Origin of the sequence: Saccharibacillus qingshengii, from assembly GCF_013185195.1 — a bacterium.
Taxonomy (GTDB): Bacteria; Bacillota; Bacilli; order Paenibacillales; family Paenibacillaceae; genus Saccharibacillus; species Saccharibacillus qingshengii.
Genome location: NZ_JAAZWC010000004.1, coordinates 108,026 through 129,847, shown reverse-complemented (window position 1 = coordinate 129,847; position 21,822 = coordinate 108,026). Strand labels below are relative to the sequence as shown.

The window sequence follows — 21,822 nt, the reverse complement described above, 5'->3', positions numbered from 1 at the left end:
TCAATCGATACCGAGCAGCGGCCGCAGCGCCCGAACGATCTCTTCCGCACGCTCCAGCGCGCCTTCGCCGCTGCGCACGATCAGGTCGCATCCGGCAAGGGCGGCGATCTCTTCATCGTAGCCGGCCAGACGCGCCGCGATCTGCGCGGCGTCCGAGCCCCGCGCCAGCAGGCGCGCTTCGCATTCGGCACGCGAAGCCGAGACGCCGAGCATCAGCGCCCGCTCGCCGAGCAGCGCTTTGGCGACCCGGGCACCGCTCGGATCGAGCACGATCGAACGAACCCCCGCGCCGCGGGCCGTCTCTTCAATCGAAGAGAGCGACGTACCGTACAGATGACCGCGATATTCGCTGGTCTCCAACATCGCGCCTTCGTTCCTCATCCGCTCAAGCGTCTCCCGCTGCGTGAAATGATAATCGACGCCGTCGACTTCGCCGCCGCGCGGCGCTCTCGATGTCCAGGTGACAATGCGGGGCAGCGCAAGCACCGCTTGAAGCGTCGTTTTGCCCGAAGCGCTTGGCCCTTGAAAAACAACCAGCGAGACTTTCATGTTCCAACCTCCCGATACCGGACCGCAGGAAGCGGCGCTTTCTGCAATCCGGTCTGATAAGTGCACGGTGTATTTTCGCATGTTCGCGAAGAAATGACCAGCGCCGCTCCGCTTTTTACGAAACCCTTTTTCATGCTAAACTAATGAGAGGAGTGGACCGGCCGCATGATCCTGCGTGCTCCGGTCCGCCAAATCGAAATGCCGATCCGACCGCGACGCCGCATCGATGCGCGCCGGAGACGGCCTACGGAAAGAAGGCAGATATCCATGAAAAAAGAGCTGATCGAACGTCTCGACCGCTATGCCCGTTTCGATACCCAGTCCAATGAAGACAGCGAGACCTGCCCGTCCACCCCGGGCCAGATGAAACTGGCCGAGCAGCTTGTACGCGAGCTGACGGAGATGGGCCTCACGGAAATTACACTCGACGAAAACGGCTATGTGATGGCTTCGCTCGAAGCGAATACGGATAAAACGGACGTGCCGGTGATCGGCTTCCTGGCCCACCTCGACACGGCGACCGAACTGAGCGGAGCCAACGTCAATCCGCAGATCGTGGACAGCTACGACGGCGGCGACATCGTGCTGAACCAAGAACTCGGCATCGTGCTCTCCCCGCGCGAGTTCCCCGAACTGTCGCATTACGTCGGCCATACGCTCATGACGACCGACGGCACGACGCTGCTCGGCGCCGACGACAAAGCCGGCATGGCCGAGATCATGACGGCGCTGAATCATCTGATCGCGCATCCGGAACTCAAGCACGGCAAGATCCGCGTGGCGTTCACGCCGGACGAAGAGATCGGGCGCGGCCCGCAGCGTTTCGACGTGGAAGCGTTCGGCGCGAAATACGCCTATACGATGGACGGGGGTCCGCTCGGCGAACTGGAGTACGAAAGTTTCAACGCGGCGGCCGCCAAAGTCACGATCAAAGGCGTGAGCGTCCATCCGGGCACGGCCAAAGGCAAAATGATCAACGCCGCCAAGATCGCCATGGAGTTCCACCGCCGCCTGCCGGAGCAGGAATCGCCGGAATTCACGGAAGGTTACGAAGGCTTTTTCCATCTGCTCGACATCAACGGCGGCACGGATCAGACGACGCTGTCGTACATCATTCGCGACTTCGACCGGGAGAGCTTCGAATCGCGCAAAAAGTCGATGGAAACGATCGCCGGCGAGTTCCGTCAGACGTACGGCGACGAGAATGTCCTGCTGGAGCTGCGCGATCAATACTATAATATGCGCGAGAAGATCGAACCGGTGATCGAGATCGTGGATCTGGTCGGCGACGCGATGAAGAAGCTGAATATCGAGCCGGATATCCGTCCGATCCGCGGCGGTACCGACGGTTCGCAGCTGTCGTACATGGGCCTGCCGACGCCGAATATCTTCACCGGCGGCGAGAACTATCACGGCCGATACGAATACGTCTCTGCCGACAATATGGTCAAAGCGACCGAAGTCATTCTGGAAGTCGTCCAGGCGTTCGAGCGCCGGGCTTAAACGGGAGGCGGAATCCGCATGTTCGAGTACGAAAATCGCGAATACGAAGACGTCGACTTCGGTTCGCAGGAAATGCAGGACGGCGAACTACTGAACTGTACGTTCATCCGCTGCCGCTTCGCCTACGGTTCGATGGAAGAAATCATGACCAAGAGCTGCCGGTTCACCGAATGCGACTTCAGGGGCGCGGCGATGAACGGGTCGATCCATACGGGGTCGGCGTTCGAGAACTGCAAGTTTATCGAAGCCAATCTGTTCTCGGCCAAGTTCGAAGACTGCAAGATGACCGGCTCCGACTTCGCGGGCGCGAAGCTGGACGGATTCACCGTCGTGCGCGGCGATTGGTCGTACACCAATCTGCGGCAGAGCCGGCTGGACCGGCAGGATCTGCGCGGGGCGCGCTTTTTCGAAGCCGATCTGTCGCAGACCAGTCTGCAAAAAGCCGATCTACGCGGAGCCGATCTGACCCGCTGCGTGCTGGCCGGAGCGAAGCTGCAGGGCGCGGATCTGCGCGAAGCGATTCTCGACGGCGTCGATTTCAAATCGCTGGACGTCAAAAACGTGCGTATGGACCGGGAGCAGGCTGTCCTATTCATGCGCGCTTACGGGGCAAAGGTCGATTGAGCGGCGCACTTCTTTTTGAGTGAATGGCTTTTTGGGTAAATAAACAGGATACCGGGGAGACGCGGTTGCGACAGCGCGGCGTCTCTCCTTTTTCTATTCCCATTTCCGGAAAGCGAGGTTTTTGCAATGACGAAAGCGGTAAACCCCAACGTGACTCTAGGCAAAAGCGGACTTACGGTCAACCCGATCGGACTCGGCACCAACGCGGTCGGCGGACATAACCTATTCCCGAACCTGGACGAAGAAGCCGGCAAAGCCTCCGTACGGGCGGCGCTGGATAGCGGCATCAACTTCCTCGATACGGCGTTTATCTACGGGCCCGGACGCTCCGAAGAATTAATCGGCGAAGTGCTGAAATCCTACGGCCGACGGGACCAGATCGTGATCGCAACCAAGGGCGCACATCGGTTCGTCGGCGAAAAAACCGTGTTCGACAATTCCCCTGCTTTCCTGCGGGAATCGGTCGAATCCAGCCTGAAACGGCTCGGCACCGATTATATCGATCTCTACTATATCCATTTCCCCGATGAACATACGCCCAAAGACGAAGCGGTTGGCGAACTCGCCAAGCTGAAGCAGGAAGGCAAGATCCGCGCGATCGGCGTGTCCAACTTCTCGATGGAGCAGCTGCGCGAAGCGAACAAAGACGGCCATGTCGACGTATTCCAGGGTGAATACAACCTGTTCAGACGCGGCGCCGAAGCGCAGCTGCTCCCTTACGCCAAGGAGAACGGGATCTCGTTCGTGCCTTATTTCCCGCTCGCTTCCGGTCTGCTGACCGGCAAATACGGCGCGGACGACAAGCTGGATGAGAGCAAGCTGAGAAATCCGCTGTTCCAAGGCGAAAATTTCAAGCGCAATGTGGAGAAAGTGAACGGACTGCGCGAGATCGCCGGCGCGCAGAAAGCGAGCATCGCCAATGTCGTACTCGCCTGGTATCTGACGCGGGATGCCATCGACGCGGTAATTCCGGGTGCCAAGAACGACAAGCAGGTTGCCGCGAATCTCCAGACGCTCGACGTCGAACTGACGCCGCAGCAGATCGAGCAGATCGATTTTCTGTTCCGGGACTAAGACGGCCCGATCCCGAGCATTTATCCATCAAACTTCGAATGACCGGCACACCGCTTGTGTGCGCAAATAAACCGAAACCCCGATCCTCCATTTGGCGCAGAGCGGGGTTTCTTGGCGATTCGGCATAAGTAAACAGTGACGTAAGCGTACCCAACCGATTTTCGGACCGCGGATCGCCCAGTTTTCGGGAAAATTTCTTGAAAAGCTGTTTTTTCGTATTCATTTCGCTTTTCTTTTCGGGTACAATAGGTCAGTTGAGTTCCACACAGAACGGAACGATTCGGGAATTTCCATCTTCCTATCTTACATTGTCGAAGGAGTAATCAAACGTCATGAATCACCCGTCCCCTACCTCCGTCAAGATCGTAAACGCCGATCCCGGCGCGATCGGCTTGTTCGGTCTGGCCATCGTCACACTCGTCGCTTCGTCGCAGAAGCTCGGATTGACGGAAGGCCTTGGCTATGCCGCTTCCTGGGCTATTTTCCTGGGCGCTTGCGCTCAGCTGTTCGCCGCGATCCAGGATGCGAAGCACAATAATACGTTCGGCATGACCGCTTTTGCGGCCTACGCATTCTTCTGGTTCGCCATGGCGGCCAACTGGATGATCAAGCTGGGCACGTTCGGACCCGAACTCGCGGGTGCCGTCGACGGCAAACAGCTCGGTTTCGCGTTCGGCGGTTATCTGATCTTCACCCTGTTCATGACGATCGGGGCCATGGAGACGAACAAAGTATTATTCTTCATCTTCTGTCTGATCGACGTGCTGTTCCTTGGTCTGACTTTCGACGCGTTCGGCGCGCCGGAATTCTTCCACGAACTGGCGGCATACGCGGAAATGGCGATCGGCCTGCTCTCGCTGTACGGCTGCGGCGCCAATGTCCTGAATGTACATTTCGGACGCGAGTTCCTGCCGATCGGCCGACCTTTCGGGATCTTCAAACCTCGTCCTTGATTTGCGCACACGCACCGTTAGACCGTCCCGCTTCGCGTATCTACGCGAAGCGGGATTTTTGCGTCTTCGTTGATTCTTTCATGAAAAGACTTGATTTACTTACTAAATGTAACTATAATGATGTTAAGTAAGCAAAATAGAGTCGGCAGTGCGGTGCGCAGGCGATCCTCCAGGAGCGTTGGCGCAGACTGCATATCGCCGAAAAAGGAGTCTTTTCCCATGAAAATCGAAGTCTGGTCAGACTATGTCTGCCCATTTTGTTATATCGGCAAACGCCGCCTTGAACACGCCCTGGAGCGTTTCCCGCACAACGGTCAAGTTGAAGTCGTCTACAAGAGTTTCGAACTTGATCCGAATGCCCATGTGCATACGAACGGCGACATTCACGATCTGCTCGCCGGCAAATACGGCATGAGCCGCGAACAGGCCATGGCTTCGAACCGCAGCGTCGGCGAAGCGGCCAACAGCGTGGGTCTGAACTACGATTTCGACCGGATGCGCTATACGAATACGTTCGATGCACACCGGGTCGCGCATTTTGCGGCAGAGAAAGGTCTGTCCCAAGCCGTGACCGAACGTCTGATGCAGGCTTACTTCACCGAAGGCGCCTTCTTGGGCGACCACGAAGAAATCGCGAAGCTCGCGGCGGAAGCCGGACTGGACCCAGACGAAGTGCTCGGCGTGTTGAAGTCGGACGCTTACGGCGACCGGGTCCGGGCGGACGAAGATCAGGCGATGCAGCTCGGCGTACGCGGCGTGCCGTTCTTCGTACTCGACGGCAAGTTTGCCGTATCGGGCGCACAGCCGGACGAAGTCTTCGACCAGGCGCTGACCCGCGCATGGGGCGATCGTTCGCCGCTGACCGTACTGGGCGCCGATTCGGGCGATGCCGACGGATGCTCGGACGGCTCCTGCGCAGTGCCGCCGAGCAAACCGGAGTAAGGCTAGCCGGCGGCAGCCGTAGGAACGCCTGGCCGATCCAGATCGGCCTCCGCTTGGAGATTGGAAACCTCAAAAAAGCTTGCCGGGATCGTTCCCGGCAAGCTTTTTTGAGGTTCGCGGCGGAAGAAACACGCTCTCCGGCCGGGCCCTACCTATTCATGAATTTGCAGAAAACGGATTGCGGCGGCTTCTTCGACCTGCTACGCTGAACACACCGAACAGCGAACACCGGACAAGAAGGAGGCCGTATGAAAAAGAATCCGAGAAAAAAACAGATTGTCGACGCCGCAGCCCGGACGATCGCGGAGAAAGGCTACGACAGTGCTTCGATCAAGGAAATTGCGGCGGAAGCGGGACTTGCCGCACACGGCCTGATCCACTATTATTTCAAAACCAAAGAAGACATCCTGCACGAAGTGCTCCGGCGGAGCCGCGAACGCTGCGAAACGGAATTCGGCGAACCGCTTCCGGACGATTCCGCGAAGCCGCTGTTCGAAGCGGAGCCCGCACGGCCGCGTACAGCCGCACACGGACACGAAGCCGATTGGTACAAGCTGCGCTACGAATTGTTCGCCCAAGGCCTGCGCAGCCCTCGGTTGGCCGGAGAAGTCGGCGAACTGCTCGAGATCGGACGCTCGGGGATCGCGGACGTCCTGGACGCGTCGCTGCGCGGTATCGAAGACGAAGAACGCGATGCGCTGTCCGCGATTCTGCTGTCCTGTTTCGACGGTCTGGCGCTGCAGAAGCTGCTGAATCCCGAACTTGATCTGGAGAAAGCGTACGGCCTGCTCGAAACGATGATTGTGAACCGATTTTCGTCGGCCGATTAGTCCACCGATTGGAGCCAGGCAGACAGGCGCGCTTCCTGCAGCCGATGATGCCGGTAATGCATCTCGGTCAGCTTGAGCCATTCTGCCGCATTCAGACCGCCGAACCTCGGATGCGGCGCCGTCCGCCGGGAGGACGAAGCGGCCACCCGAGGTTCCAGCTCCCGTACGGTTTCGAGCACACGCTCAAGCCCGGTCACGATCTGCGCCTTGCTCTCCGGCTGCTGCGGCGTATACTGCGGCGAAGCCGGTACCCGGACCGGCGCAGGAGGGAAGCTGCCCGTGAGGAAAACGGACCTCGCGATTTCTGTCTTGGGCATGGATTCTTCCGCAGGATTCTCGGCCGTTTCCAGACAGCGCTGCACATTTGCCAGCTGCATATACAGCGCGGATCCCGCCAGATGCATCAGCATCTGTCCGAGGGACCATTCTTCCGGATCGGGCTGCCTGCGCAGCTGCTCGAGATCCAGCGCATCGATGCGGGAGAGATAATACCCGGTAGACTGCTTCAGGCTCTGCAGAAGCGGACCGTCCTCTGTTGGAATCGCAGCGCTTGCTGCAGGAAGTTCGGCGGCGGACGTATTCGGATGGATCGTGTTCATGGGATCATCGTCTCCTCTTCGTATCGGATAATCCCATTGTAGCGTCCCGCTGCTGACATCTGCCTGTCAGTAGCTTTTCAACATGTTCCGGAGTTCTTCGCGAACGAGATCGCGCAGCTCTTCGGGTTCAAGCACTTCGGCGGAAGCGCCCAGTCCCAGCAGCATCGGCAGCAGGTCTTCGTACCGTCTCATCCGAAAATGCAGCAGCACCCCCGACTCGCCCTGTTCCGTCTTGTCCAGATAGTACGAACGCTGCTCCTTGACCCGTTCGGCCGCAGCCGCGTCGGCGCGGACAATCGCCCTCAGCGTCCGGTCGTCCTGCACCCGGTAATCCGACAGACGAAAATCGTCCGGCAGGCTGAACGGTTCGTCCGTCCGGATCAATTCGCTGATATGGGACAAACGGAAATGGCGGATCGCCTGACGCAGGTCGCAGCGGGCGACCAGAATCCAGCTTCCCCGCAGCAGTACGACTCCGTACGGCGCGGCTCTGCGGCGTTCTTTTGGCGAAGGTTCCAGCGCTTCTTCTCCGACTCTGACATATTCGAATTCCACCTTGCGCCGCTCCAGTATGGCTTCCTGCAGCTTCTCCATCCGGTTCAGCACCTCTTCGTCCTGCGGCTGGCGCTTCTCGTCCACCAGTTTCGCCGTCTCCCGCAGCCGCCCGACATCTTCCCGTACGTCCGCAGGGAGAACCAGTTCAATCTTCTCCCGGAACGTATGCGCGCCTCTTCGTACCCGGCTCGCGAAATGGCGTTCCGTAAACTCCGCTCCCATCAATGCCGCAAGCGCTTCGTCCGTCGTCAGCATCACGGGCGGAAGAAAATAACCTTCCATCAGCGAATACCCCGCCCCCGGTGTTCCCAGAAGCGGCACCCCCGACTCGCTGAGCGCCTGCATATCGCGATAAATGGTTCGTACACTGGTCTCGAACGTCTGTGCCAGATCTTCTCCGCGAATCGTGCCTCCGCGCTGCAGACGAAGCAGAATCGCCAGCATCCGGTCCGTTTTGTTCATTTGGGCGCCTCCTTCGGACTGCCTGTTTTTTCTTTTTCGCTTACGTCCGTTCCCCTTCGAAAAGCTTAGGGAGCCAGCCGGTCGCCGACCGGAATATCCCGTCCCTCCCGCACTTCGACGCCGCCTACAGGCATGAAGGGCCCCTGCTCACCCCGAAAATAAAGCGGAAGTCCTTCCGTCAAAAACAGGTTTGTCTCCGCCGGATTCTGCCGCTGATGATGCAGGTGGAGATGCGGTTCGCTGGAACTCCCCGAATTGCCGACCCTTGCCAGAAGATCGCCTGCCTCCACATGTTCACCGGTCTGCACTTCGACGGAACCCTGCATCAAATGGGCCAATACCAGGTAGGTCCCCGTGGCATCCAGGCGAATATACACATGGTTGCCCGCCAGTGTCTCCGAATCGCTGACGCCCGGCGCATGATCGGCTTCGTCCCCTCGCGCCTCCACGACCGTTCCGGCCGCGGGGGCCAACACCTGACGGCCGTAAATGCCGTAATCTTCAAGCCGCGAACTTCCGATACCCGCCGGGTCGGCCAGCAGATCGTAAGCCCAGCGTTCGTTCGGCGCGGCGGCATGGTAATTGGTTCGCAGACGGTCGCCTCCCCAACCTACAATCGCCGGCTCCGCAAAAGGAGAAGCGATCGTTACGGAAGGTTCTGTCCGCGCAGCGTCTGCCGGGTAGGCCATCTGTCCGATTCCGGCAAACCACAAAGCGGGCCAGGCGCCCAGCACAAATGCGGCCGCCAGCAAAATCCGGAAAACCGGACGGAAGAAGGTGGATCTTCTCTCCCTCCCGCGTAGCTTGCGAATCGCGAAGCGGAATCCCCACACCGCGACCAAGATCAGCATCAGCAGTACGGCGATAAGACTGTAAGCCTGGATCAGCCACCAGGCCAGCACGCTTGGAACGCCTCTCCAACCCCATACGGCGGTCCATAAGCCAATCGGCGGCAGACACGGCAGCAGGCCGCCGACCCATGCGGCCCGGCGGCCTTGCATTCGGTTCTTCTTGTTCATCGTATACCCTCCCGTTTAGGTTCTGTACACAGTCTAAGCGGGAAAACTTACGACTTGGGAGACGAAAAACTTACGGCTTTCTTACAGATTCCACCCTTAACCCGGATTGGGGTACATGCACCGTGAAGCAGGTCTCGAATCTGTCGCTGCGGACTTCCACTTCCGCGCCGTGCAGACGAGCGATTTCTCGGACGGCCGCGAGGCCGAGTCCGCGTCCTTTCCGGGAGGCGCTGCGAGATTTATCGCCTCTGTACATCCGCTCAAACAGATGCGGAAGATCTTCCTCCGCGATAGGCTCACCTTTGTTGGCGATCTCGATCACGATCCGCCCTGCCTCCAGCCAGGTTCGGACAATCAGCCATCCGCCCGAGCCGCCGTAGCGTATTCCATTGTCGATCAGGTTGCCTAGCAGCCTGGCCAGCAGAGCCGGGTCTCCGTAAACTTCGGCGTTTTCCGTTCCAGGCCGGAACTCTTTCTCCAGCTTCATCCCCGCCCGTTCCAACCCGGGAACAAAGTCGGCCAGAACCTGCCCAAGAAGGGTCTCCAGCGCAAAAAAAACAAAGCCCGCTTGTACGTCTCCGGCTCCGATCAGCGTGTAATCCAGCAGTTGATCGGCGTATCCTTCCAGCTCGCCGGTCTTCCGGCGGGCCGCCCCGATGCAGCGAAGCGCTTCGGCCAGGGCAGCGGCTTCTTCGGCGGCCGCAGCGCCGCGGCTTGAAAAGGGACTTTCCTCCAACTTCAAGGAGGGGCTCGAACCGCACCGCTTCAGTCGGAGTTCGGCCATCTCCAGATAGCCCGACAGCGAAGTCAGAGGCGTACGCATATCGTGTGACAGCGAGGCGATCAGCCTGTTCTTGTCTTCTTCGGCGCTTCGTTCACGCTCGTCGGCCCGCTCCAGCGCTTCGGCCATCCCGTCGATTCGCCGGGACAGTCTGCCCAACTCGTCACCGCTCGTTTCCCCAATCCGGCAGGTCAGATCGCCCTGACCGATCCGCTCCGCAGCCGATCCGATGCTCTCGATCCGCCTGATCAGCCCCCTTGTCAGGAGGGACGCAAAGCTCAAGGCGAGCAGAACGAATCCCGCAAAATAAATCCAGGCATACGACTGTTCCCACTGCGCAGCCTGTGCGGTCGAAATCCCTGCCAGCGAAGGGAGCAGCGATTGTACAGCGACAATCGACAAACCGGCCAGAACCATTCCGACAGCGGCAGCCGCGTAAAATTTAGCCCGGATGCCCGGTACGCGTTTCTTTTTCAATTCGGTAGCCCACTCCCCATACGTTTTGGATCATGCGAGTTTGACGGTCATCGTCTCCGATCTTCTCGCGCAGCCTTGCAATATGTACCATGACCGCCGATGCGTCGTTCTTGAGCGGTTCTTCCCCTCGGACTCTTCCGTAGATCTGCTCGGGCGTAAAGATTTGTCCGCGGCTTCCGGCAAGCAGCAGCAAGATATCGTATTCGGTCCGCGTCAGACGAATCTCGGTTCCTTCCGCAGCCACGCGCCGAGCGGAAGGCTCGATCGTCAGCCGTCCGACCCGGATCGTATTCTCGGTTTGTTCCGTCCCCCCTGCCCCTTCTACACCTTTGCTTCGACTTTCTCCGCCAAGCTCCCTGTATCGGCGCAGCAAAGCGCCCACGCGTGCCGACAGTTCCGACAAACTGAACGGCTTGACCAAATAATCGTCCGCCCCCATGCGCAGACCGATCACTTTGTCCGCATCCGCCGCCCGCGCACTCAGCAGCAGAATCGGCACGTTGGATACCGCACGCAGCGCCCGGCAGACTTCGAGTCCGTCTTTTTCCGGCATCATGATATCCAGCAGCGCCAGCGAAATACGGCTTCGCTCCCAGATCTCCAGCGCTTCCCGTCCGTTTGCGGCCGTATGTACGGTATAGCCTTCAAGTTCCAGGTAAGTCCGAACCACATCCAAAATGTCCGGGTCGTCATCTACGACCAGCAGCTCGCATTCTTGGTCCATGCTCTCCTCCTTGGCGGGATACCCGCTTTATAGATACGCAGCGATCAGACCGGCTCCGTCCGGCAGGGGCGGATTCGCCCGAAGACGCCCACCCCGCAAAAAGAAGGCCTTCCACCTGCTCCAGATAGAAACGGTTCATCTCCGCCACCATCGGATCGTCTTCCACAATCCGTACCCGAATCATTTCGGTTCCTCCTTTTGCCCGGGATACGGAATCCGAACATGGAATTCGGTTCCGCGCCCGATTTCGCTTCGATACGAGACAGAACCTCCGAGCCGCTCCGCACTGCGCCAAACCGGATACAATCCGACGCCCCGGCCTTCGCCTTTGATGGAATAGCCTTGTTCATATAGACGTCTGCCGACTTCCTCGGAGAAGCCCTTTCCGTTATCTTCGACTTCGATATCCAAAAAACCGTTCGCGCAGCGAAACGAGATCGCCGCTTCCTTGTGAATCTTCATAACTAAGCCAATTATACCGGATGCTCCGACAGGCCGCGAGGAAGAAGAACACAGCCGCCGGACTGCGGCGGCGCCTTGCGCTCGACCCCGCGCAAACCCAAACAGCCTTCCGGAATATGCCGGAAGGCTGCACAGCGATCATTATGAAGGTACGCGGGGCCTCCGCTTCGACTTATCCCAAAGTCAGCCCGCGATCCAAAGGTTCGGACTCGAATGCCCGGAAGACGGGCGACAGCCTGCTCACCCGCTGGCTAACCGCCTCCGCTTCGGCCATCTTCCCCGATGTCCGATAAAATTCTTCCAGCAGCCGGGCATGTCCCAGCCAGAGTCGGCGAAGACGATCCCGTTCGCTCTCCGCCCAAACATAATCGTGGCCGCTCAAATACTCGCCCGTATAACGCGACAGCGCCGCTTCATATCTGGCGGCCGTGCCTGGACCGATCGGAGGCAGCGACGCGGCTTCTTCTTCCCACTGCCGGACGTCCAGCTGCACCTGCCCGAGTTCAAGGCGGTAGCCGGATACCGGCCCGCCTTTGACAATGGAGATATTCAATCCCGCTTCTTTTAATACCGCCCGGACGGTGTACACCGTATTGTACAGCTGCGCCGCCGCCCGCTCCGAATCGAAGCCGTTCCACAGCAGCCCGAACAGCTCATCCCGACCGACAATACGCCCGCGGTTATGCAGCAGATAGGCGAACAGTTCCTGCGCTTTGCTCGTTCCCCATTTCATATAGGCCGCCCCCGTATCCGGATGATGCACCCTCAGCGGACCCAGACAGAGCAGCAAGGGGCTGCTGTTCGGATTCGCTTCCCGGCAGGTCCCGTGTTCCAGACGATGCCGGGCTCGATCCAGCGTTTGGCCGAGCCTCTGGCGGTTGATCGGTTTCCTCATATAATCCAGCGGATAAAATTCGTAGGCGTCCAGCGCATGACGCACGGAGCCGCTCGTGAATACGATATCGACCGCCTCGTCCAAAGCCCGAATCCGGGCCGCGAGCTCAAGCCCGTCGATTTCCGGCATTTCGATATCGAGAAAAACGATATCCGGCGCCGTTTCTCCGATCTCTTCCAACGCCCGTTTCGCATCGCTGAACATGCCCGCGACCCGAACCCCACTTTGCTGCTCCAGCATATTTTTCAAGTGCAGAAGCGCCAATTTTTCATCATCTACCAGCAGCGCTCTCATCTGCCCACTTCCTTTCGTCCGAATCGTTCCTTTTTTTAAAAGTCCCCGCCCGGATTGCTCCGGGCGGGGACTTCGTTGGACTTGGCTTAGTCAGCGGATACCCATTCTTCTCCGCCTTCGGTGCGGCTCACGTATCCGTGGTCGAGCGCCGCTTCCATCAGATCCGCGTAGGCCCAGTGGCCCGCCGATACATCCGGCCATTTCGCGCCCTGCGCTTCATGCAGCGGTCCGCGGGCGAACAGCCGGTTCAAGATCGTGACCGCTTCCGCCCGGGTCAGTTCCTGCTGCGGACGGAACGTCCCGTCCGGGTAGCCGGTCATGATGCCCTGGCTCTGCACGGCGGCAATCTGGCCGCCGGACCAGCCGTTGGCCCGGACATCCGGGAACACACCCGCCGCATCCGCTTCGGACAACCCCAGATAGTTGAAGGCGATCGACGCCATTTCTTCCCGGGTGATCGCCCCGTTCGGCTTGAAGCTGCCGCCGACGTAGCCTTTCATCCAGCCCGCTTCGGTCACTTGACCGATTTCGGTGCGGGCCCAGTAGCCGATCCGCAGATCGGAGAAGACGGACGCCGCGTTCGCCGCCGCAGGCGACTGCAGCTGGCCCAGACGGGTCAGCATCGCCGCCATCTCGGCGCGGATCACGCCTTGATCCGGACGCAGCGTTCCGTCGGTATACCCTTGGATATACGCGTCATGGTGCTTCGTATCGCCCAGATGCACGATGGTGAAATTGCTGAACTTCTGGATCCCGAAGCGCAGACCCAGCTTGCCGCTGCCTGCGGCCGCTTCGTCCATGGTGACGACTCCGCCGCGTTCGTCGGCAGCTTCGTGCCGTCGAGTGGCAGAACCAGCGTGACCGGACGGCTCGACAGATTGGTCTCGATGGTCATCGGACGCGAGACGACCTTCGCCGCTTCGTTTCCGCTCAGCTCGCGAACCACCTGTTCGGTGACGGCGCGCGTTTCGACCTGCTGCCGCTGCTGCGGCTGCTTGATCGGAACAAGGCGGAAGTAGAAATCGTCGTTCCACCCTGCCAGCGACGACGCCGGAACGATCACGGTGCCGTTCGGGTTGTGGATCTCGAGATCGATACCGTTCTTCACCAGCAGAGCGGCGGTCGCCTGCGGGATCTTGACGTTCACTTCGCTGACCGCGTCATTCGGATCCGGAATCAGAATCCGGGCGGTCGGATCTTTTTTGACCAGCGCTTTGTCGATCGCTTCCTGCGCTTTGGTTGGTGTCAAGTTCACCAGATCGCTCAGCGATCCGTCCGCATGGGTTGTCCGTTCCAGTTCAACTTTGGTGATGTCGGCCAGATCTACAGAACCGGAAGCCACATCGACCGAAATGATCTGCTTGGTCGGCGCAGGCGGTGCCGGGACAGAGGGTTGGGACGGCGGCTGTACCGGAGTTACCGGAGTCGTCGGGTTCGACGGTTCGGTCGGCACGACTGCAAGTCCAAGGCGTGCCGCATTCAGGCGATTCAGCGCCGCGTCGATCATAGCTTGGGTCGCCGACTTGTCGCCGAGCACTTGAGTCGCTTCGTTCAGAACCTGCTGCAGTTCGTTCCAGCTCGACGGCGTGTAGGCCGAACCGTTCAGGTTCTCGCCGATAACGGCGTCCTGACGCTGCTGGAGAGCCGTTTTGTCCACCACGGTGAACGTGCGGGTCTTAACGGCTGTCAGCGAGCCTTTGGTCGCTGTGACGACAATCGTATAAGTGCCCGGAAGAAGCGGCTGCTCGGATGTGTAGGCCCAGCTTCCGGAAGGATCGATAACCGCTTGACCGCCGGCACCGTCGACAGGATTGCCTTGGGCGTCGCGGATCGCGACCGTCAGCGAATCAACCTCCGGGTCGACACTGCCGGCAAACGCCGGCTCTCCGCCGTACACGACACCCGTCACGGTATCCGGCTGCGCGATGTTGAGCGAAGCTCCCAGACCGCTCTCCGCCTGTTCATTGAAACTTGATACAGGCACCCCGTTCAGCCCCTGCAGACTGCCCGACGCGGAATCGTACGAGACCCCGGCCGTATCGATATTCGACAGATCCAGACCGGAAGGAAGTCCGATCAGCACCCGCTTCGGATCCTGGGGATCCACGGTGAGGTTCAGCTGTTCGGCCGGAATATCCTGCCCGCCGATCCGAACCGTAAAGCCTGCGGGTACTCCGTCGAATTCGACACCGCGGTCGAGCGTGACGACAAGACGCGAACCGGAAAGGCCTTTTTCCAGCACGGCACGTTCGAATTTCACTCCTACCGGTTCCAGTGCGTCGTAAGCTTCGGACAATTCCTTCAGAGCCTGATCGACTGCGCTTTGCGAAGCCGGGTCATTCGACAGGACCGTCTTGGCCTCGTTCAGCTTCGTCTGCAGCAGGTTCCAACTGTCTGCCGTGTAATCGCCCGGCTTCAGCGTACCGCCGGACAGTCCGCCGTCGATCGCGGAAGTCTGCGCCGCCAGAGCCGTTTTGTCGACATGGGCGAACGTGAAGAAACTTCCGTCCGGCAGCTCGCCGCTGTTCAGCGAGATCCGGCCGTCGCTGTCAAGCGGGTAGAACTGGGCACCGGCAAAATGTTCATCTGCGCTTGTGACCAGATAATACCGCTCGAAAGGCGATGCGGATTGCGCGAGATCCAGATCCAGCGTAACCGTCTGATCGACCCAATCCGTTCTCTCCACTTTGAACGTACGCTCCATCACCGGGAAACTGCCGGTCTGCGGATCCGCGACCGTACCGGTATAAGCGGCCGCTTTGCCGTTATCGCCGAAGGTCAGAAACGACTGGGGATTCGTCATGGTCCCCGCGTTGTCTTTGTTCGATGCCGCTACGCTTTCACCCAGCGCAAGCGTGACAAGCGCCCCGTTATTCTGCGACTTGGACTGCTTCTGATTCAGTCCGCTCTGCGCATCACGGCCGATCCCGGTGATCCGGTATCCGTAGCCCGTGTTGTCATCGGCATCCCAGATCGGGCTTCCGTCGCTTGCGACGTAATCCACATTTTCAAGATCGTCGCCTGTCAGGGTAATTCCGTATTTGATAGCCAGGTAGCTGTTGACCTGTTCGCGCTCATCATCCGTAAGCTTACGGTTGAAGACGAGCATTTCGGAAATGCTGCCTCTCAGCACCTGATTATGGGCAGCGCCGAAATAGTAAGCATTGGTGCTCGGAACCTGGCTCTTGAAGTTGACGGAGTTATTCGTATCCAGCTCGATCGTGTCCCCGGTGATCTCCGCAGCCCACTCGCCCGGCATGCTTCGCATATTCAAGATGTTCGCCCCGGTCAAATCATGTCCGCTAATATCGACCTCGCGGGATTTGTCGGAACCGAAATAAGAATGCAGCTCGGAAGGAATATAGCGGGCGCCTGCCGAAGAATAGGTTCCGCCGATTTCCCAAGGATAACCCGCATTGCTATTATCCGGCCTTGCGGTCTGCACGGAGAATACTTCGACCGTATCCGTAATGCCGCTCTTGAATCCCGACGCTTCGGGAACATAGAAATAACCGTAGCCTTTATAAGCCGGATTAAAATTCAGAACGGACGAATCGTAAGTCACGGTTCCCGAAGCCGTCCATTCGAACGGCGCAGCCAGATCCTGCAGCTTGCCGATCGTCTGCCCCTGCATCTGTGAAGAGCTCTGCGCCAGGTCCACCCATGAGATCAGTCCCGCCTGAACTCCGCCCGCGTAGACATTCTCGGTCACCGATACGCCGGCACTTTGCGTTCCGGCTGCGGACACGCTGCCGCTTCCCGGTCCGATTCCCGCCAAACTTCCGGCCGCCAGCACCCCCGCCAACGTGAGTCGGAGCTTTTTGCCCGAACCTGCTGTACCTTTCATTTTCAACACTTTTACCATCCCCCTGCCTTTTGTATGAACCGCTTCCGGCCTATGTGTACCGTTTCTCCCCAAGGCTAACAGGCCTACATCTACAAAAATATACAGTTCAACTGAAAGACCCCGGACCTACGACCAAACCGGAACGCAAAAGGTCGGGCAGCGGTGTCCGCAATCCGGTATCTTAGACGACAAGGAGGGGAATGCGGTGAACCATCTCGACAAGATGAACGAAGCGATGGCCTATATCGAACGCAATCTGGACGGCGACATCGACTTGAGTCAAGCCTCCCGGATCGCGCTGTGTTCGGAGCATCATTTCAAGCGGATGTTTTCTTTTCTTGCGGGGGTGACGCTTGCGGAACATATCCGGCGCAGACGCCTGACGGCGGCCGCGTTCGAGCTGCAGACGGGAGATGCGAAGGTCATTGATCTCGCACTCCGGTACGGTTACGATTCGGCCGATTCTTTTGCCCGGGCGTTCCGGCAGCTGCACGGCATGGCACCGTCGGAAGCGCGCCGCCGGGGAGCCGAACTCAAAGCTTACCCGCCCATGACCTTCCGGTTAACGATCGAAGGAGGAGAACGGATGAATTATCGAATTGTGAAGAAAGAAGCTTTTCGGATCGCGGGGCTTATGAAAAGGGTCCCGATCGTCTTTCACGGAGTGAATCCGGCTATTGCGGAGATGTGGCAGAGTCTGGATGCGGAGAAGATCGGCAGGATGAAGGAACTGTCGAACACGGAGCCGGGCGGGGTCGTCAGCGCTTCGACGAATTTCTCGGAAGAGCGGATGCAGGAAAAAGGCGGCCTGGATCATTACATCGGCGCCGCCACGACGCTGCCCGCTCCCGCGGGATATGCTTCGCTGGAAGTGGCGGCTTCGAGCTGGGCTGTGTTTGAAGCGGTCGGCCTGTTCCCGAGTGCGCTGCAGGAGATCTGGGGACGGATCTACTCGGAATGGTTCCCGTCGTCCGGTTATCAGCAGGCCGAAGGACCGGAGATCCTGTGGAATGAACAGCGCGATCAGAGCGCAGCGGATTACCGCAGCGAGATCTGGATTCCGGTCGCTCCGAGACGCGGCTGAATCCAAGAATAAGCGGAGGCGCAAGGCCTCCGTTTTTTTCTTCATTTATTCAATAGACGGACGATATCCGCCTTATGCCCGCCATTTCATGAACCGGTGCTCGATCAGGTCGACCAGCAGAAACAACGCGAAGCCGGCTGCGCTGAACAGCAGGATCCCCGCATACATCTCGGCGTAATCGAGACGCAGCCACGCATCCATAATAAAGTAGCCCATCCCGTGCTCGGTTCCGTAAATTTCGGTGAAAAAAAGCACGGAAAACGCCGTGCCCAGCGAAATCCTGAGGGTACTGAGCATGGAGGACAGCGCGCCCGGCAGCGTCGCGTGCAGAAACCGTTCCATCCGCCCCGCTCCCAGACTGGTCAACACCTCATACGTATTCGCCGGAATGGCTTTGACCCCGTCGCGGACCGAGATTATGATCTGAAAAACGAGAATAAGCGCGATCATCCCGATCTTCGACGCTTCGCCCAGGCCGAGAAACAGCATCGCTACCGGCAGCAGCGCAATTTTCGGGACCGGATAGGTGAGATACACAATCGGATCAAGCAGCTGGTTCCAGCGGGGCGAGCGGCCCATCAGCAGACCCGGCAGCAGACCGAGAAGCAGAGCCAGGCCGATTCCGGCGAAGACGCGTCCCAGGCTGGTGCCGATATGAAGCAGCGTCTCGCCGCCGTCCAGCGCAAACAGCGCCCGGTATACGGCCAGAGGCGAAGGCAGCATATCGCGATGCAGCAGTGCCGCCAGAAGCGCCCATAAGGCGTGCAGCGCGGCGAATACGGCCAGCAGGCGAAGAACGAATCGGCCCGGATCAGGATTCATGGGTTGTCCCCCGCCCTTCCCGCAGCAGACCGCGCAAAGCCCGGGTCTGTTCCTGAAACTTCTCGCTGTCGCGTTTGTCTTCGAACGGCAGCCCGGCGAGCGCTTCGTTGTCGATCTGCAGCAGACCTCCCGTGTACATTGAAGCTTCCGCGCGATTCCTATCGTCTCCGGTCGACGCGCCTTCGGGCAGCAGCAGGATCCTGCGGCCGAGCAGCACGGCTTCTTCCACGTCGTGCGTCACGAACAGCATCGTCGAAGGCTGGGCTCGCCAACTGCCGAGCAGCAGACGCTGGAGCCCTTCGCGCGTGACGGCGTCGAGCGCGGAGAACGGCTCGTCCAGCAGGAGCAGGTCCGGGCGCACCGCGAAAGCGCGGGCGATCGCGACGCGCTGCTGCTGTCCGCCGCTCAGCTCCCGCGGATAGCGGCGTTCCAGGCCGCCCAGGCCTACCCGCTCAAGCCAGCGGGCGGCGGCTTCTTCGCGCACGGCGCGCGGCTCTTCCGGGCGCGCGATCCGAAGCGCGGTGCGGATGTTTCGAACAGCCGTCTGCCACGGCAGCAGCCCGTAGTTCTGCGGCACGAAGCCGACGCGCACGGCGGCCTGCCCGTTTGCGGCACCGCCGGATTTGCGTCCGCCGAGCGGACGGCCGCCCAGGGCAAGGCTGCCGCCATAATCCGGCAGCAGTCCCGCGGCGGCACGCAGCAGCGTCGATTTGCCGCTGCCGGAAGGGCCGAGCACGGTGTAGATCCCGGGCTCGGGCAGATCCAGGTCGAGCGGGCCGATCACCGGAACGCCGTCGTAGCCGGCGGTAAATCCCCGGGCGGCGAAACCGGCGCCCGGGGTGACGGTCCATCGGGCTTGCCTGGCAGCGGCCGCTTGTTCGATCATGTTCTTCTCCTCCTTCCGGGATCCGGATGCTTTATTTGAATTGGACATCCGACATGACGTCGGCAGCTTGAATATCCCGCTTCAGCAGCCCTTTCTCCCGGGCCCAATCCAGGGCGGAATTCACCTGCTCCGGATCCGCCTGGTTGGCCGGAACGTACTCCGGCACTTCGATCTGATCCTTGAGCGTATCGGGATAACCGACTTCTTCGATAATCAGATCGACGTATTCGGACTGATCGTGATTCTTCATATAATCGACCGCCTGATCGTAAGCGGCATACATATCGCGAATGGCTTCGCCCTTTGCATCGATCACACTCTGCGGGAAAGCCAGCACGAACGGATTGATCTTCGCGGTCTGCGTCGAGCCCAGAACGGCAAGCCCCGCTTCCCGGCCCATCGTCACGAACGGCTGCGGCAGCACCGCCGCGTCCGCTTTGCCGTTCTTGAGCAGTTCAAGGCGGGTCGGAATCTGCGGCACTTCGGTAATGGTAATCTCGTCTTCCGTCAGCCCCGCCTGCTCGAGCATCATCGCCATCGTATATTCGGTCGAGGTGTTTTTGGACAGAATGACCGTTTTGCCTTTCAGATCCGCTACGCTTGCGATATCCGCATTTCCGGTCAGCAGATCGAACTCGCCGAACGTCGTGCTTGTGATCTTCACATCCTGGCCCGCTTCATTATAGATCGAGATGGCGACCAGATCGGCGCTCAACCCTTCGACTTTGCCCGCCTGAAAAGCGACATCGCGGTCTTTCGCGCTCTTGAACGTCTGAATATCGAGATTCACGCCCTGCTGCTTGTCGAAGCCCTGCTCGTGCGCCACGATAAAAGGAATGGCGTCGATCGACGGCAGCAGTCCCAACGTGATCGTGGCCGTATCCGGCTGTCCTGCGGCATCCGCCGCTCCGGCCGTACCCGCGCCCGGCGAACTGCCGCAGCCTGCAAGCGCAGCGCCAATCGCCGCCGTAAGCAGCATCAGCCCCACGCGTCCTGTTCCCCAAGAAGCTTTTGTCTGTGTTTGATCGATTTTCATTTTTCTCCAACCCCTGTTCGATGAATAAGTACTTTTCTGCCAAAAAGTTTGTTAATTAATTCACAATATAACCTGGACGCTCCCATTTTACTCCTCTATACGCATTTTGTATATTCATAAATTTAGATAAGCGGATTTGTAATATGACATTTGTCATCTGTGTCATCTGACGTTTATGACTGTGCGGCTTCTCTCTTCCCCGCTATACTTGCAATAACAGAGACGTTCCAAGGAACGCCATTGAAAGGGGAGTCATTCATGACCGCGTCCCGTGCCCACAATCCAATTACGGAACTCAAACAGCATATGAAACCTTACGAAAAAGCCGACACCAAAGCCAGCGTTCTTCAGCTGTTCAATACGATTATCCCGCTCATCTTGTTCTGGGTCGGAGGTTATCTGGCCATGTCGATCTCCTATTGGCTGGCCCTCCCGCTGCTGCTCGTGGCTTCCGGCTTCGTGATCCGGACCTTCATCATTTTCCACGACTGCACGCACGGTTCTTTCTTCAAAAACAAAAAAGCGAATGACATTGTCGGCACGATCACCGGCGTCATTACGATCATGCCGTATCGCAAATGGAAATACAGCCATACGATGCACCATGCGACAAGCAGCAACCTCGACAAGCGCGGCGAAGGCGACATGTGGCTGCTGACCACCGAGGAGTATGAACAAGCTTCCTTCTGGACACGCCTGGCTTACCGTTTCTACCGCAACCCGCTTGTCATGTTCGGAATCGGACCGATCTTCGTCTTCCTGATTCAAGGTCGCTTCAACCGCAAAGGCGCAAAAGCTCTGGAACGCCGCAACACTCACTTGACGACGATCCTGATCGTGCTGCTGTATGCGGGTCTGATCTGGGCGATGGGCTGGCAGGCGTTCCTGCTCGTGCAAGGTCCGGTCTTCTTCTTCTCCGGCATGCTCGGCATCTGGCTGTTCTACGTACAGCATCAATTCGAAGATTCGTACTTTGAACACGAAGAAGAATGGAATTACGTGAACGCGGCCGTCGAAGGCAGCTCGTACTACAAACTGCCGAAGCCGCTTCAGTGGATCACCGGCAATATCGGCTTCCACCATGTGCATCACCTGAGTCCCAAAGTTCCGAACTACAATCTGGAAAAAGCGCATGATTCGTCCGTACCGCTGCAAAAAGCGACGACGATCACGCTGAAAACCAGCCTGCAGTCGCTCAAGTTCCGCCTGTGGGACGAAGAAACCAAGACGTTCACCGGCTACGGCCGCAAAGTACGCAGCGGACTGCCGAAGAACGCGGTGCAAAGCGTCTCCCGCGAATTAAGCAAGAAAACGGCACTTCCACACGAGTAATCGAAGACGCGCCGATCGAATCGATCAGACCCCGGCATTCCGTATTCCGGGGTCTTTGCTTTGGGAAAAACA

General features: G+C 59.0%; 21 protein-coding genes and 1 pseudogene. 8 read left to right on the top strand and 14 right to left on the bottom strand.

Annotation, left to right across the window (positions count from 1 at the left end; genetic code table 11):
* Positions 1–549: a guanylate kinase gene (locus tag HRQ60_RS05495; protein ID WP_172194631.1), complete on the bottom strand. Its 549-nt coding sequence runs from the start codon at positions 547–549 to the stop codon at positions 1–3.
* A 267-nt stretch (positions 550–816) separates the two neighbouring features.
* Between HRQ60_RS05495 and pepT the strand changes: the two genes are divergently transcribed.
* The 6 genes from pepT to HRQ60_RS05465 all read left to right on the top strand — a co-directional run bounded on the left by pepT (position 817) and on the right by HRQ60_RS05465 (position 6,475).
* Entirely contained in the window at positions 817–2,052 is a 1,236-nt protein-coding gene (pepT, locus tag HRQ60_RS05490; protein WP_172194630.1) for a peptidase T, read from the top strand.
* A gap of 18 nt (positions 2,053–2,070) precedes the next feature.
* On the top strand, positions 2,071–2,676 hold the full coding sequence (locus HRQ60_RS05485; protein WP_172194629.1) for a pentapeptide repeat-containing protein: 606 nt from the start codon (positions 2,071–2,073) through the stop codon (positions 2,674–2,676).
* A 126-nt stretch (positions 2,677–2,802) separates the two neighbouring features.
* Positions 2,803–3,750: an aldo/keto reductase gene (locus tag HRQ60_RS05480; protein ID WP_172194628.1), complete on the top strand. Its 948-nt coding sequence runs from the start codon at positions 2,803–2,805 to the stop codon at positions 3,748–3,750.
* Positions 3,751–4,082: 332 nt separating this feature from the next.
* Positions 4,083–4,703, top strand: coding sequence for an acetate uptake transporter (locus HRQ60_RS05475; RefSeq protein WP_172194627.1), 621 nt, complete (start codon positions 4,083–4,085; stop codon positions 4,701–4,703).
* Positions 4,704–4,922: 219 nt separating this feature from the next.
* A complete protein-coding gene (locus HRQ60_RS05470) occupies positions 4,923–5,645 on the top strand; it encodes a DsbA family oxidoreductase (protein ID WP_172194626.1) in 723 nt (240 codons plus the stop codon).
* A gap of 248 nt (positions 5,646–5,893) precedes the next feature.
* Positions 5,894–6,475: a TetR/AcrR family transcriptional regulator gene (locus tag HRQ60_RS05465; RefSeq protein ID WP_172194625.1), complete on the top strand. Its 582-nt coding sequence runs from the start codon at positions 5,894–5,896 to the stop codon at positions 6,473–6,475.
* On the opposite strand, the gene HRQ60_RS05460 is transcribed toward HRQ60_RS05465, so the two are convergent.
* The 10 genes and pseudogenes from HRQ60_RS05460 to HRQ60_RS05420 all read right to left on the bottom strand — a co-directional run bounded on the left by HRQ60_RS05460 (position 6,472) and on the right by HRQ60_RS05420 (position 16,590).
* On the bottom strand, positions 6,472–7,074 hold the full coding sequence (locus HRQ60_RS05460; RefSeq protein WP_172194624.1) for a DinB family protein: 603 nt from the start codon (positions 7,072–7,074) through the stop codon (positions 6,472–6,474). The genes HRQ60_RS05465 and HRQ60_RS05460 overlap by 4 nt on opposite strands.
* 66 nt (positions 7,075–7,140) lie before the next feature.
* Positions 7,141–8,091 carry a helix-turn-helix transcriptional regulator gene (locus tag HRQ60_RS05455; protein ID WP_172194623.1) on the bottom strand — a complete coding sequence of 317 codons (951 nt, stop codon included), beginning with the start codon at positions 8,089–8,091 and terminating at the stop codon, positions 7,141–7,143.
* A gap of 65 nt (positions 8,092–8,156) precedes the next feature.
* Entirely contained in the window at positions 8,157–9,110 is a 954-nt protein-coding gene (locus HRQ60_RS05450) for a peptidoglycan DD-metalloendopeptidase family protein (RefSeq protein WP_246281137.1), read from the bottom strand.
* Between the two features lie 70 nt (positions 9,111–9,180).
* Positions 9,181–10,368: a sensor histidine kinase gene (locus tag HRQ60_RS05445; protein ID WP_172194622.1), complete on the bottom strand. Its 1,188-nt coding sequence runs from the start codon at positions 10,366–10,368 to the stop codon at positions 9,181–9,183.
* Positions 10,334–11,092: a response regulator transcription factor gene (locus HRQ60_RS05440; protein WP_172194621.1), complete on the bottom strand. Its 759-nt coding sequence runs from the start codon at positions 11,090–11,092 to the stop codon at positions 10,334–10,336. The genes HRQ60_RS05445 and HRQ60_RS05440 overlap by 35 nt, the downstream gene beginning before the upstream one ends.
* Positions 11,093–11,159: 67 nt before the next feature.
* A pseudogene (locus tag HRQ60_RS23590) lies at positions 11,160–11,276 on the bottom strand (two-component system response regulator DcuR); the annotation flags it as partial.
* The gene (locus HRQ60_RS05435; RefSeq protein WP_172194620.1) at positions 11,273–11,554 is read right to left on the bottom strand and encodes an ATP-binding protein; all 282 of its coding nucleotides are present in this window, start codon (positions 11,552–11,554) and stop codon (positions 11,273–11,275) included. The gene HRQ60_RS05435 and the pseudogene HRQ60_RS23590, both read right to left, overlap by 4 nt.
* 172 nt (positions 11,555–11,726) lie before the next feature.
* On the bottom strand, positions 11,727–12,743 hold the full coding sequence (locus HRQ60_RS05430; RefSeq protein ID WP_172194619.1) for a response regulator: 1,017 nt from the start codon (positions 12,741–12,743) through the stop codon (positions 11,727–11,729).
* An 86-nt stretch (positions 12,744–12,829) separates the two neighbouring features.
* Positions 12,830–13,468, bottom strand: coding sequence for an S-layer homology domain-containing protein (locus HRQ60_RS05425; RefSeq protein WP_343044622.1), 639 nt, complete (start codon positions 13,466–13,468; stop codon positions 12,830–12,832).
* Entirely contained in the window at positions 13,387–16,590 is a 3,204-nt protein-coding gene (locus tag HRQ60_RS05420; protein ID WP_246281153.1) for a DUF8202 domain-containing protein, read from the bottom strand. The genes HRQ60_RS05425 and HRQ60_RS05420 overlap by 82 nt, the downstream gene beginning before the upstream one ends.
* 205 nt (positions 16,591–16,795) lie before the next feature.
* On the opposite strand from HRQ60_RS05420, the gene HRQ60_RS05415 reads away from it, so the two are divergent.
* Complete coding sequence (locus HRQ60_RS05415) at positions 16,796–17,674, top strand: GyrI-like domain-containing protein (RefSeq protein WP_172194617.1); 879 nt, start codon at positions 16,796–16,798, stop codon at positions 17,672–17,674.
* A gap of 72 nt (positions 17,675–17,746) precedes the next feature.
* On the opposite strand, the gene HRQ60_RS05410 is transcribed toward HRQ60_RS05415, so the two are convergent.
* Genes HRQ60_RS05410 through HRQ60_RS05400 form a run of 3 tightly spaced genes read right to left on the bottom strand, consistent with a single transcriptional unit; the run spans position 17,747 to position 20,418 of the window.
* Positions 17,747–18,496 (bottom strand): ABC transporter permease, encoded by a 750-nt coding sequence (locus HRQ60_RS05410; RefSeq protein WP_172194616.1) that lies wholly within the window; start codon positions 18,494–18,496, stop codon positions 17,747–17,749.
* A complete protein-coding gene (locus HRQ60_RS05405) occupies positions 18,486–19,382 on the bottom strand; it encodes an ABC transporter ATP-binding protein (RefSeq protein ID WP_172194615.1) in 897 nt (298 codons plus the stop codon). The genes HRQ60_RS05410 and HRQ60_RS05405 overlap by 11 nt, the downstream gene beginning before the upstream one ends.
* A gap of 31 nt (positions 19,383–19,413) precedes the next feature.
* A complete protein-coding gene (locus tag HRQ60_RS05400; RefSeq protein WP_172194614.1) occupies positions 19,414–20,418 on the bottom strand; it encodes an ABC transporter substrate-binding protein in 1,005 nt (334 codons plus the stop codon).
* A 258-nt stretch (positions 20,419–20,676) separates the two neighbouring features.
* On the opposite strand from HRQ60_RS05400, the gene desA reads away from it, so the two are divergent.
* Complete coding sequence (gene desA / locus HRQ60_RS05395; RefSeq protein ID WP_172194613.1) at positions 20,677–21,750, top strand: Delta(5) desaturase DesA; 1,074 nt, start codon at positions 20,677–20,679, stop codon at positions 21,748–21,750.
* Positions 21,751–21,822: the final 72 nt, after the last annotated feature.